14 protein-coding genes and 1 pseudogene are annotated in these 13,163 nt (G+C 30.8%); 4 read left to right on the top strand and 11 right to left on the bottom strand.

What is annotated here, in order from left to right; all coding sequences use genetic code 11:
* Positions 1 to 6 precede the first annotated feature (6 nt).
* Positions 7 to 195, top strand: coding sequence for a hypothetical protein (locus AC2FB1_RS04250; RefSeq protein ID WP_490674047.1), 189 nt, complete (start codon positions 7 to 9; stop codon positions 193 to 195).
* Between the two features lie 255 nt (positions 196 to 450).
* On the opposite strand, the gene AC2FB1_RS04245 is transcribed toward AC2FB1_RS04250, so the two are convergent.
* The 3 genes from AC2FB1_RS04245 to AC2FB1_RS04235 are packed head-to-tail and all read right to left on the bottom strand — an operon-like array spanning position 451 to position 2,256.
* Positions 451 to 642: a hypothetical protein gene (locus AC2FB1_RS04245; protein ID WP_490674046.1), complete on the bottom strand. Its 192-nt coding sequence runs from the start codon at positions 640 to 642 to the stop codon at positions 451 to 453.
* 5 nt (positions 643 to 647) lie between these two features.
* Positions 648 to 1,292, bottom strand: a complete 645-nt coding sequence (locus AC2FB1_RS04240) for an HAD family hydrolase (protein ID WP_490674045.1) — start codon at positions 1,290 to 1,292, stop codon at positions 648 to 650.
* Positions 1,293 to 1,341: 49 nt separating this feature from the next.
* Positions 1,342 to 2,256 carry a bile acid:sodium symporter family protein gene (locus AC2FB1_RS04235; protein ID WP_490674044.1) on the bottom strand — a complete coding sequence of 305 codons (915 nt, stop codon included), beginning with the start codon at positions 2,254 to 2,256 and terminating at the stop codon, positions 1,342 to 1,344.
* 283 nt (positions 2,257 to 2,539) lie between these two features.
* Here AC2FB1_RS04235 and AC2FB1_RS04230 point away from each other — a divergent pair, with 283 nt between their 5' ends.
* The gene (locus AC2FB1_RS04230; RefSeq protein WP_490674043.1) at positions 2,540 to 3,070 is read left to right on the top strand and encodes a hypothetical protein; all 531 of its coding nucleotides are present in this window, start codon (positions 2,540 to 2,542) and stop codon (positions 3,068 to 3,070) included.
* 45 nt (positions 3,071 to 3,115) lie between these two features.
* On the opposite strand, the gene AC2FB1_RS04225 is transcribed toward AC2FB1_RS04230, so the two are convergent.
* Positions 3,116 to 4,717, bottom strand: coding sequence for an alpha-glucoside-specific PTS transporter subunit IIBC (locus AC2FB1_RS04225; protein WP_490674042.1), 1,602 nt, complete (start codon positions 4,715 to 4,717; stop codon positions 3,116 to 3,118).
* 201 nt (positions 4,718 to 4,918) lie between these two features.
* On the opposite strand from AC2FB1_RS04225, the gene AC2FB1_RS04220 reads away from it, so the two are divergent.
* Positions 4,919 to 5,680: a MurR/RpiR family transcriptional regulator gene (locus AC2FB1_RS04220; RefSeq protein ID WP_490674041.1), complete on the top strand. Its 762-nt coding sequence runs from the start codon at positions 4,919 to 4,921 to the stop codon at positions 5,678 to 5,680.
* Positions 5,681 to 5,739: 59 nt separating this feature from the next.
* On the opposite strand, the gene AC2FB1_RS04215 is transcribed toward AC2FB1_RS04220, so the two are convergent.
* The 6 genes from AC2FB1_RS04215 to hutG all read right to left on the bottom strand — a co-directional run bounded on the left by AC2FB1_RS04215 (position 5,740) and on the right by hutG (position 11,643).
* Positions 5,740 to 6,258, bottom strand: a complete 519-nt coding sequence (locus tag AC2FB1_RS04215) for an SRPBCC family protein (protein ID WP_490674040.1) — start codon at positions 6,256 to 6,258, stop codon at positions 5,740 to 5,742.
* 121 nt (positions 6,259 to 6,379) lie between these two features.
* A complete protein-coding gene (locus AC2FB1_RS04210) occupies positions 6,380 to 7,672 on the bottom strand; it encodes a Na+/H+ antiporter NhaC family protein (RefSeq protein ID WP_490674039.1) in 1,293 nt (430 codons plus the stop codon).
* Between the two features lie 96 nt (positions 7,673 to 7,768).
* Positions 7,769 to 8,380, bottom strand: a complete 612-nt coding sequence (locus tag AC2FB1_RS04205; protein WP_490674038.1) for a flavin reductase family protein — start codon at positions 8,378 to 8,380, stop codon at positions 7,769 to 7,771.
* 81 nt (positions 8,381 to 8,461) lie between these two features.
* Positions 8,462 to 9,343, bottom strand: coding sequence for an SDR family oxidoreductase (locus AC2FB1_RS04200; RefSeq protein ID WP_490674037.1), 882 nt, complete (start codon positions 9,341 to 9,343; stop codon positions 8,462 to 8,464).
* Between the two features lie 87 nt (positions 9,344 to 9,430).
* On the bottom strand, positions 9,431 to 10,549 hold the full coding sequence (locus AC2FB1_RS04195; RefSeq protein ID WP_490674036.1) for an amidohydrolase: 1,119 nt from the start codon (positions 10,547 to 10,549) through the stop codon (positions 9,431 to 9,433).
* A 158-nt stretch (positions 10,550 to 10,707) separates the two neighbouring features.
* Entirely contained in the window at positions 10,708 to 11,643 is a 936-nt protein-coding gene (hutG, locus tag AC2FB1_RS04190) for a formimidoylglutamase (RefSeq protein ID WP_490674035.1), read from the bottom strand.
* Between the two features lie 256 nt (positions 11,644 to 11,899).
* On the opposite strand from hutG, the gene sdpC reads away from it, so the two are divergent.
* Positions 11,900 to 12,907: a peptidoglycan release complex CPBP-like subunit SdpC gene (gene sdpC, locus AC2FB1_RS04185; protein WP_490674034.1), complete on the top strand. Its 1,008-nt coding sequence runs from the start codon at positions 11,900 to 11,902 to the stop codon at positions 12,905 to 12,907.
* Positions 12,908 to 12,929: 22 nt separating this feature from the next.
* Here sdpC and AC2FB1_RS04180 read toward each other — a convergent pair.
* Positions 12,930 to 13,163, bottom strand: a pseudogene (locus AC2FB1_RS04180) (IS5/IS1182 family transposase); the annotation flags it as partial.

Below are 13,163 nucleotides of genomic sequence, written 5' to 3'. Positions count from 1 at the left end.
ATTTATATGTCAGTAACCATTGGTATTATATTAATTATTGTTTTGTTATTTTTAAGTCTTATACCAAATTATAATGCAATGAAACAAGCTAAATCTCAAGGGTCAAAAAGCACTAGATTTACAGTAATGGTTGGTATTGATGCAATTTTAATTGTTTTATTAGTCGTTACAATTATTTTAAAATTAATTATTTAATCAAAAGTATATAAAATAATTTTTAACATCATTTTAGGGTAATACGATGTAGCTCCACGATAATATTTGAATTCATTATCAGATATGGTATCTACAATTTCATTGACGTGATGTGATATATCAATTATTAGGAATTAAAAAAGAAGAGTAGAGACAATTCATGATTGAATCACCTCTACTCTTCTTTTTTGAATTTTATGACCTAGCATTTTTCGCTATCATGAATTAAGTAAATTTATCATATAAACAATCACTCTATAGTTTACCTTTTAATAAAAAGAAGTAAGCTATAAAAGCAAGTATAAGATATATCATTGTTCCTAACACAAATGAACGTATACGAATTCTAAAAGGAATACGTTTATTAAACAAAGGACCTAATACAAGATTTCCTATACCAATAATGATGGGTCCAGCTAAAAAGAAAATAATTAATTGCCATGACATTTCATTCACACATTACCCTTTTCAAAAAAACGCTTTATAATTTCCTCATCATTTAAATCTTTACCAACATATGGAATTGTTGAGAAATCTTGTTTTTCAGTCATATGATTTGTATTTACTATGACATCTAATCCAGCACGAAAAGCAGCAGTAGCACCATTTAAAGAGTCTTCAATAGCTAAACAATGTGCTGGAGAATAATTAAGCTGCTGAACCGCAGTCAAATAAAGTTCTGGATCAGGTTTTACAGATTCTACACTTTCTCGTCCAACAATAATATTCATATATCTGTCCAAACCTAAACTCTTAACAACTGGAAGAATATCCTTTTTATAACTGCTTGTCGCAATTGCCATAGGTATATGACGTTGTTCTAAGTATTTTATTAATTGTTTAATCGTAGATTTAATTTCCAATTGGTTACTTGTTTGATGATGTTCTTTGTAAATGTTTTCCTTTTTATCATGTCCAATTGTCTGTTCCAAATAATCGTGTAAAGCTTTTGCTTCTCCGCCAATATTTTCACGATAAAAGTCGAAAGTGATTGGCGATACATTATGACTGTTTAAATGCTTATTAATAATATTAAACAAATGTTGTTCAGTATCGACAATGGTACCATCAAAATCGAATACTATTGCTTTATACATGATATTTCTCCTTTAAACTTAACATTATTTATAAGTTTAACATATTACATCACCGTTTAGACCAATATTTGGCAAGAATTGGTCCAGATATATTATGAACAAAACTGAACACAGCTCCTGGCACTGCAGCTAATGGACTAAAATGTACAGTTGCCAACGACACAGCTAAACCTGAATTTTGCATTCCTACTTCAATAGCAATCGCCTTTTTATCTCTTCTATCAAGTTTAAATAAATTTGCTAAAACATAACCTAATAAATACCCCACTACATTATGTAAAATAACTACAATAAAAATAAGTAATCCTGTTTTAAGAATTTGTGATTTACTCCCTCCAACAACAGCTGCTAAAATCAATGAAATAGCTACTACAGAAATAATTGGTAAAATTTTAGTAGCTTCACGAGTTAACTTTTTAGAAGCAAGTTGTAAAATGAATCCTATGATTATTGGTAATAAAACAACTTGAATAACCGACCATAACATACTTAAGAATGATACATGCAACCATTCATGAGCAAATAAATAAATTAAAGCAGGCGTTACAAATGGTGCTAATAAAGTAGATACACTTGTAATTGCCACAGATAACGCTACATTAGCATTAGCTAGATAACTCATGACATTACTTGATGTTCCACCAGGACAACATCCAACTAAAATCACTCCAATTGCTAACTCAGCTGGTAAATTAAATATTTTAGCAATAGTATAGGCTAAGGTAGGCATAATAGTGAATTGTAAAAAAACTCCGATAATAACGGATCTTGGCTCTTTAAAAACCAATTTGAAATCATTAGGTTTAATTGTCATTCCCATTCCCAACATTACAATACCTAATAGCCATGGTACGAGGTGACCAATCGTAGCTAATTGAGTTGGAAACATAAAACCTATAATAGCAGCAATAAACATCCATACTAAAAATGTCTTAGTTGCAAATTCACTTACTTTACTTAACATTATTTCACCCTCTTAATTTAAATAATGAAATAAGAGTATCATAATCGAAAAGGTAAAACAATAAGTTTTCAGAATATTTAAAAAATATATTTTTATTTTTCTTCTTTTAAATAGAATTACGAATATATTACAAAAATATTAAATTAAAATTCATTCAAAAGTCGTAGTGATAATCATAATAAAGAGTGATAAAATCAGATTGTATATAGTAACGTCGTGTTTCAGCTTAGGAATGATAGTTACATGAAGACTACATATTATTAAGAATTGGGGGGGTTCTTTCATGTTGATAGATAAATTTGAAACTTACATTCTAAATATTGTAGATTTGCAATCAAGATCGACTAAAAGACAATTAATGAAAATTTGTAAAAATGTTCAATTTTGCGAATCATTTCAATACAACATTATTAAATACAATAATACTCCAGCCCTTGAAATTAGCTTACCTAAACAACAATTACCTTATTTCATTAGTTTTTTAAGTTTTTATCAAATTTCTATTTACCAAATTCTTTCATCTAGACATACACATACTTTATTAGATTCTGAACAGCATTATTCTTCTTCAAAACGATTTAATTTATGTATAGATGGATTGCAAGATGCGTTTATTAAAGATAAAGTTATTGATATAATGACATATTTCTCTAATCAATATGATTTAACTTATACTTTAAACAGTAATTGTGCTAGCGTATGTTGCAAACCAAATATATTCTCTAAACTTATTCAGTTTATTGCTTGTCGAAATATTGATGTTTTATCAGCCACATATAAAACTCGTGCATTACATAATACACGTATTTCTTAAAATGGTTAAAGGGTCGAAACAAATTGTTTCGACCCTTTTTGTATCTTAATTTTTATTATTTTCATCAAAAACTAAATGTTCAAATGCTTCTCGTACTTGTGGTACTGTCATCCCTACAACTACTTGTACATTCGTACCACTTTTTACAAGTCCATGTGACATTTGTTGATGTGTAAAATATGCAGTATCTTCTACTTTTGATTCATCATTGACAGTTAAGCGCAAACGTGTTGTACAATTTGTCACATCTTTAATATTTTCTTTTCCACCTAGACCTTGTAAATAATAATATGCTTTTTCTTCATATTCATTACTTGGCTCAAAATCTGAAGTTCCTGTACTATGTTCTCCTTTTTTCGTCTTATAATCTTTTTTAGAGAACAGTTTTACTTCTTCTTCAGCCCGACGTCCTGGTAATGGAATATCAAATTTCAAAATAAGATATCTAAATACAACGAAGTAAATAGCTGAGAAAATTAAACCTATAACAACTTGAGCAACGTATGTCATCCAATGATTTTGACCTAAAGGAATCCAGTTTGTAGCAATAAAGTCGAGTAATCCTCCACCCATATTACCAACTACGCCAAAACCATACATGATTGTATCCATTGTTGCTGCTAATAATGCATGAATAACAAATAAGAATGGTGCAATAAATAAAAATGTAAATTCTAATGGTTCTGTAATACCAACTACAACAGCAGTTAATGTAGCAGGTACTAATAATGCAGCTACTTTTTTACGATTTTCTTTAGGTGTTGTTGAGTACATCGCTAATGCAATACCAATTGCGCCAAATACTTTACCATTACCTTGAAGCATGAAACCATAATGGAATTGATCTTTTAATGGTTTACTACTTTCAGCAAATTGATTTAAATGTCTAAACCATTCTGCTTTTAAACCATCTTTTGCTACAACTGGACCTACCTCAATTGGTGCATAAACAAAGTGATGAAGTCCAGTAGGTATTAATACACGTTCTAAGAAATGATATAACCATACGCCAATGTAACCTGACGCGATAATAAAATGTTGGAGTGATTCGATACCATTTTGAATTGTTGGCCATACTACACAAGTAATTGCTGCAACAGGTAGCATGATGAAGAATGAGATAGTTACAACAAATGTTAAACCTTGGAATACGCCAAGCATTTCAGGTAACTTTTTACTGTAGTATCTATTATGTATCCATGTAACAATGGCTGAAATAATGATACCACCTAAAATATTAGTATCTAATGTTGGAATGCCGGCAATTGCTTTTAGTCCTGTAACATTCTCTACACCTTTTTCTAAATTCGCACCAAACGTGTGTGGCCATTGAGTTAACATAGCATTAATAAAAGTATTAAACATTAAATAGCCCATTAAAGCTGCTAATGCTGCATGACCAGGTGCTTTTTTAGCTAGTGAAATAGGTAACCCTACTACAAATACAATTTCCATGTGATTAAAAATTACCCAACCACCAGATTCAATTACAGACCAAAATTTAAACCAAAATGTATGGCTATCTGCTAAACTACCCATTATTGTCGGATTTTTAAATAATGTTGCAAATCCCAATATAATACCAAAGAATGCAAACATTAATACTGGAACAATCATTGCGCTCCCAAAACGTTTTATCGCGTTCATATGCTAACCCCCAAATTTAAATATCACAGTTAATAATATGATATTGCACTTGTTTAAGCGCTTTCTTAATATCTTAACTATATTATAGTAAACGCTTTCACATATACAATATCTTTGACTCATTTTGAAATATTTTTGTATAATCAGTTTATATTTTCTATACGTGAAAAAATTTTCATTATCATAACTTGGGGTGCTTATATGTTACTAGATGAGAGAGTAAATGCTAATTTCGATAAATTAAATGACAATGATCTTCAAATAGCACATTTTGTAAATACGCATATAGAACAATGTAAAACTTTAAAAATTCAAGAACTATCACATTATACACATGCTTCAAATGCAACCATTCACCGTTTTACACGTAAATTAGGATTTGATGGTTATAGTGATTTTAAATCTTATTTAAAGTTTGAAAGTCAATCTTTACATGAAGTTTCTACTGATTCAATCAAACAATTTAAACAAGAAATTGAAACAACATTTACTTACCTAGAAAGAGTTAATTTTAATCTTATTACTGAAAAAATTGATAAAGCTACAAATGTATACTTATATGGTACAGGACGAGCTCAAAAAAATGTGGCTGAAGAAGCACAACGTATCTTATTAACTATGCACAAAAATATAATTGTTTTGCACGATGAACATGAAATCAAAATGGTACTTAATTATTCTGATGAAAATGACTTATTCTTTATAATTTCTTTATCTGGAGAAACTCATCAATTAACTGAAATAACTAATTTACTTCAATTACGGCAACGTTATTTTATTTCTGTGACAACCATGAAAGACAATACATTGGCACAAAAAGCAAATTATAACGTTTACGTTTCTAGCAATACATTTTATTTATACAATAACATAGACTATTCTAGCTTTATTAATTATCATATCTTCTTTGAAACGCTTTTAAGAAAATATAATGAGCGAAAAGAACATGACGAATTACAATAAATAAATAGACCTATTAAGTAATGACATACATTTACTCAATAGGTCTTTTATTATTTTAATTATAGTAACATATCATGGTCTTCTACATATTGATCTAAAACTTCATTCATTTGATCAAACATCAATTCTAAACCATGTGCAGTAGAATCATGATATTCTTTCTTTTTATGTTTATATTCTAAAGCTGTTAAACGACGCTCTTTTTCTACTATAGATTGATAGTAAAAGAACATTTGTGTACCACCCGATTCACGCTCTTCAAATTCTACTTCAATAATATCTTGACTATCGCTTAATTCTGGCATTCCAATAGTCATTTTAATATATTCATCGGATACTATTTCTTCATATTTACCTTGAATTACGTTTTGTTTACCATTGCGAGCATCTACTATACGGTAATGTCCGCCTTCATGAATATCTGCATCAAATAATTTGTTTGTTCGCTGTGAGGTCATAAACCACTGTTTTAACAAGTTTACATCTGTCCACGCATTATAAACTAATTCTGGAGAATATTTAAATAAGCGCTCAATATGAATTTCAACTTGTTCATTTTCTACATTATATTTTGCCACTCATCTCACCTACTTTCACTCTTAGTTATATTTTAACGCATTTATAAATAGTACCAAAATTTCAACTATCAGAAATTTAAAAAATATAAAGTTAGAGTTTTTTTTAATTATTATATATCATTTATTTAGTATTAAGACGTGGAAATCTAAATACAATTGCTAAAATGCCACAAATGCCTAATAAAATCGAATAAATACAATATGGCATCATGCTAAAAGGAGATATACCAGCAACACCCGCTGCTGCAATAAGTTGAGGACTATAAGGCAATAGACCTTGGAAACACCCAGCAAAAATATCAAGAAGACTCGCCGACTTACGAGGATCTACCTCATACTCGTCAGCAATATTTTTAGCTAACGGTCCAGACATAATAATTGAAATTGTATTGTTTGCTGTCGCAATGTCCGCTACACTCACAAGACTAGCGATACCAAATTCAGCGCCACGTTTCGATTTCACTTTAGATTTCACAAAATTAAGCAACCATTCTACACCACCATTATGTTGAATAAGACCAACAAGACCGCCAATGAGTAAAGCAATGATTGCAATATCTTCCATTCCAATAATTCCTTTTGATATAGCAGTTAATAAACCTTTCCAATTGAAAGAACCATCAATAAGACCAATGATTCCAGAAAGTATAGTACCACTAATTAGAACTAAAATGACATTCACGCCAATGATGGCTAAAACAAGCACTAAAATATAAGGAATGACTTTCACTAAGTTATAATCATATTGTTTAGAATGATCGACATGTACACCCTTTGTTAAGAAAAATAAAATGATAATTGTTAGAATTGCGCCTGGTAAAACAATCCAAAAATTGACTTTAAATTTATCGCTCATTTTTGTTTTTTGAGTACGTACTGCTGCTATTGTGGTATCTGATATCATTGATAAATTATCACCAAACATCGCACCGCCTACCACTGTTCCCATCGCTAACATAGCTGAAATATCAGTTGCCTGAGAAAATCCAAATCCTACAGGTGCAAGTGCTGCGATAGTTCCAACTGAGGTTCCCATAGAGATAGAGACAAACATACAAATTATAAACAATCCTACAATAATAAAATTTTGTGGTATGAGTGATAGGCCTAAATTAACTGTAGACGTAACACCACCCATTTTTTCAGCAGTAGTTGAAAATGCACCTGCTAAGATAAAGATGAAAACCATTAGGACAATATTTGAATGCCCTGCTCCTTGGGTAAATATTTCAATCTTTTTTGAAAATTTTTCTTTTCTATTCATCATTAATGCAACAATAACAGTAATCGTTATAGCAACATTTAAAGGCATATTACTAAAATCTCCAGTGGCGATTCCTATTCCTAAAAACAAAGAAATAAATAGCACAAGAGGTAGTAGTGCCCATGCATGGCCTTTATTACCTTCCTCCATATTTAACCTACTTTCCTTAATACTAATTGAATTTATATTTAAAGGTACAAGATTCGTGTGCCATCGTCAATATAATTATATGTAAAATTCATATTATTATGATTCTGGACGTTTAATGGTAAATGTATCTCCAAGTTTAGAATAATCATTTCCAGCTAAACGTGCTACCGGTTTAAGCTGATTAGGATCAATTTTACTATCCTCAAAATAGACATCTTCACTGATATGATACATAGTCACTTCTCCAATAATTAAGTCAGCCCCATCACTTTCATCACCTAATTGAACGATTTGATCTAATTTACATTCAAAACGAATGTTAGCTTCTTCTATTGCAGGAATATCAATAGTAGATGAATCGATAAGGGTCAATGACGTACGTTCTAATTCATTATCTTCATATTTTAAAGGCGCAGCCGTTTCATTGATATCTGAAACATTGAATTCGTCTGTAATATGCACAACAAATTCCTTTGTTTTTTCAATATTTATAGCTGTGTCTTTGCGTTTTCCATTACTTCGTTGTGCTGCAATTGCTATCATAGGTGGTGTATTATTCACTACATTGAAAAAGCTAAATGGTGCAGCGTTTAAGTTACCTTTTTCATCTTTAGACGTCACAAATGCAATAGGTCTAGGAATAACTGAACCACTTAATAATTTATAATTTTGAATATCTGATAATTGATTTGGATTAATCACTTTCATCATTGATTCTCCTTCTTAAAATAAAAAGCGAGAGATTTCTATAAATCTCTCGCCAGCATTCTTTCTTAATATCTTACTTGATTAGTCGATTTGAATACCGCCAGTAACGCTATGAACTTGTCCAGTTAAATAACTGCCATCTTCTGAAGCAAACAATACATATGGTCCTACACATTCAACAGGTTGACCTGCACGACCTAATGGGGTAGCTTGACCAAATTCTGGTATTGCTGATTGAGGTTGTCCACCACTAATTTGTAAAGGAGACCAAAATGGGCCAGGTGCTACACTATTAACTCTTATCCCTTTATTTCCAAATTCTTCAGAAAGACTTTTTGTTAATGAAATGATTGCTGCTTTAGAAGCGGCATAATCATGTAAAATTGCAGAAGGTTTATACCCTTGTACTGAAGATGTTGTTGTAATTGAAGCACCTGGTTTTAAATATTTAGTTGCTGCTTGAGCAGTCCAAAAAATAGGATAAATATTTGTTTCAAATGTTTCAGTAAATTGTTCAGTTGTAAATCCATGAATGTCATCATGATACTGTTGGTGGCCTGCAACAAGAGTAATGTTGTCTAAACCACCTAATTCATTATAAGCTTGTTCTACTAAATCATAGTTAAACTGCTCATTTCTTACATCTCCAGGAATAAGTACTGCTTTTCTTCCAGCTTTTTCGATGACTTCTTTAACTTCTTGTGCGTCTTGTTCTTCACTTGGTAAGTAGTTAAGCGCTACATCAGCACCTTCTTTAGCATAAGCAATTGCTGTTGCACGTCCAATACCTGAATCGCCACCAGTTACAAGCATTTTATAATCTTGTAAACGACCATGACCTTCATATGATTCTTCACCACAATCTGGTTTAGGTGACATTTTATATTGATAACCTGGTGTTTCTTGTTCTTGTTTTTTATAATCAGAATCTTTAAATTTAGTTCTTGGATCTTGTGCACCCATCAAAATCATCTCCTATTTAATTACTCAACGATGGTTTACCACATTAGGTAGTAATTAAATCATGATATTTAAAATTTCTAAAAAATATTATGCTAATAATTGATAAATAAGTTCTATAAAATAATCAGGCACCTTTTCTAAAATACGTTCGTCTGGGTTATATTTTGGATGATGTAAATCATATTCACTATTCGATCCAATAAATGCAAATACACCTGGATGCTGCTCTAATAAACCAGAAAAATCTTCTCCAATGGTATATGGATGTTCTAAATCAATTACTTTATATCCTACTTTTTTAGCCGCTTCTTTAGCATGTTTTGTAAGCTCTACATCATTTATAACTGCGCCTGGTAAACGAGTATAAATAAATTCTATCTCTATATTAAATAATCGTTCTAAACCTTTAGCAATATCAATCATGCGTTGTTCAATATAGTCTTGTAATTCAGGCTTAAATGAACGTACCGTACCTTGAACATAGGCGTTATCTGCAATAACATTCCAAGTATTACCTGAAGATACTTCTCCTATTGTAATAACTGCACTATCAAAGGCTGATAAATTACGACTAACAATTGTTTGTAAACTTGTAATTAATTGCCCTAAAACCATTACAGGGTCATTACCTTGCTCTGGCTTGGCAGCATGTGCTCCTTTTCCATGAATTTTAAATTCAAAACGATCTACGGCAGAAGTAATAGGACCAGATTTAATTGCAAATTCTCCAATATCCAGTGTTGGATAATTATGAAACCCAACAATAGCTTGTACATCATCTAATGCATTGGTTTTAGCCATCACTTTAGCTCCATACCCAAGTTCTTCGGCTGGTTGAAATAAAAATCTTACTCTTCCATTTAATTGTTCTTCTTGTTCTTTTAATTTGGTAGCAATAGCTAAAATACTAGCCATGTGAATATCATGACCACAAGCATGCATCACTCCATTATTAGTAGAAGTAAAGACTTGGCTAACTTGTTCTTGAATAGGTAACGCATCAATATCGGTACGAACAGCAATACATTTTTCTCCTTGCCCAATTTCTGCTACCAAACCTGTTTCCATTGGAATGTCAATCACTTTAATATTGTATGAAGTTAATATATCTTTTATACGTTGAGTCGTATTATATTCGTATTTTGATAACTCAGGATATTGATGAAACATGCGTCTCCATTTTACAATGTCGTTAAAACTTGTCATCAATGTCACTTCCCTTTCTCTAAATTCGTTAAATTGTTGTACAGTTTATAGTAACATAATTGTCAAACTTTTCTTACAACTAAATAAGAGTAGACTCCAAATCATTTAGACTGGTGGTCTACTCTTATATAAAAGTTAATATTCAAGTTTTAAAATCATTACTCTATAAAATGATGAATAAAATTCGCCGCAAGTTGAGCAGTACGATGATCAATATCATAATCAGGATTAACTTCAGCAATACTAATAGAAGATGTCTTTCCACTTAATATTATGCGTTTACCTATGTCAAACACCGAATGCGGATTTAATCCGAGTACAGTAGGTTCACTTACTCCAGGAGCAAATGCGCTATCGATGGCGTCCATACTTATTGTAAACATAATCGTTTCATGCTGATGAATAAAACGTTCAATTTTATCTTTAATGGTTGGAGACAAATCATTTAAAATTTCATCTGCATATACATAGATAATTCCTTTTTCTTCAGCATATTCATATAAAGAACGTGTATTTCTACCTTGAGATAAACCTAAAACTAAGTAATCAATATTATCATCTTTTTCTAAAATTTGTCTGAACATTGTACCAGAATTAGATTGTACATCAGCACGCGTCTCGAAATGTGAATCGATATTAATAATGCCAATAGAAGCATCAGGATAAATGTGTCTCGTTGCTAGATATTGTGCGTATGCGATATCATGTCCTCCACCAATAAAAAAAGATTGGTGATGCTGTTGAATAACTCGAGCAGCCAAACGCCCCATTTCTTCTTGAACTTCACTTAGAGAACCTTTTGTATATTCTACATTTCCATAATCAACAAGAGATTCACATTCACTTAAATCCGGTAATTGGGCAAAAGCTTTTTTTATTTCGTCTGGTCCTTTTTTAGCACCAATTCTTCCTTCATTCAGTTCTATCCCTTTATCAACGGCATAGCCTAACAAACCTACACCAACTTTATCAAATTGATTTTCTATATTTTCTAAATTAGCAAATGTGACGGTCTGAAAATGCTTAAACTGCTTAGGATCATTTTGACTATCTACTCTTCCTTTCCATAATTTTGGATTGCTTTTACTGTACATAATATTAGATGCCTCCTAATTATTTAAGGTTACCTTAATCATATAACATATTTTATACAATCAATACCCATTTTTATTAAATTATTCACTCTTTAATTTATGATTCAGACATTAAATATTAGTTTCAAAAATTTAAAAATAATTCAATACTATTACATTTTAATGATATTTAAAATGGACAATTTATTTATCCCCTTGTAATATGTATAATATTAAGGAAAGAATATATATGGTTACCCTAATGGAGGTTACATACATGAAGACGAAACGTATTTCAGGGTTTCAATGGGCTTTAACAATTTTTGTATTTTTCGTTGTTACAATGGCACTGTCGTTAATCCTGCGAGACTTTCAAGCATCTATTGGTATTAAACGTTTTGTGTTTGATATTAATAATTTAGCACCGTTTATTGCTGCAATCATTTGTATTATTGCGTTTAAAAATAAGCGTGCTCAACTAGCTGGTTTGAATTTTTCTATTGATATTAGAGTTATTGAACGTATGATACTCGCGTTAATTTTACCGCTCATTATTTTTATTATTGGAATGATGAGTTTCAATATGTTTGCTGATAGCTTCATTTTATTACAAACAGACGATCTATCAGTATCTGTATTTACAATTATTATTGGTCATATTTTTATGGCTTTCTTTGCTGAATTTGGATTCCGTTCATATTTGCAAAATATTGTTGAAAGTAAGGTCAATACATTTTTTGCTTCAATTATTGTAGGTCTAATGTATTCTATTTGGACTATTAACACGACATATGGAATGCAATATGCAGGTTATCATTTCTTATATACATTCATGTTTTCAATGATTGTCGGTGAATTAATTAGAGCAACTAAAGGTCGTACGATTTATATTGCAACATTATTCCATGCTGCAATGACATTTACTCAAGTATTCTTATTTAGCGAAGAAACTGGCGACCTATTTTCTATGAAAGTTATTGCTTTAAGTACCACAATTGTTGGCATTATTTTCATTCTTTTAAGTTTAATGATTCGCTTTATTTTATATAAAACAACAAAACAATCATTAGATGAAGTAGCGCCCAATAATTATTTAGACCATGTAAATGATGACGCTAACGATTCAAATAGTACATCTAATAATGAATTGGATAAAAATGAATCTGAAGTTCAAAATCACGATCATCATTTAAAATCATCTTCTAAATATGAAAAAGATAGACACTCATCTGTAGTAGATAATGTAAAAGAAGAAATCGATGATATCCATAAATCTAATAAATAAAAGAGGATAGGGACACTAACCCTTAACATATTAAAAGAAGAGTCCGGGACATAAAGTATCTGGATAAGTGAAAAAAGACAATTTCTATTGAAATAATATAGAAATTGTCTTTTTTATAATTTTTTTGATTATTTTCAGCTCGTTGAGCTGTTACTTTTCTTATATTAAGTGCCATTAGCACAAATCCTAGTTCTCTTTTGGCTTTATTTATCCCTCGAACGGACATTCGAGTGAAACCCAAAATAGCCTTCATAAA

The sequence above is a fragment of the Staphylococcus sp. CoH_129_LAB_1 genome (assembly GCF_058191515.1).
Note: the sequence above shows the minus strand (reverse complement) of the source record. Positions and strands in the feature narration are given on the sequence as shown.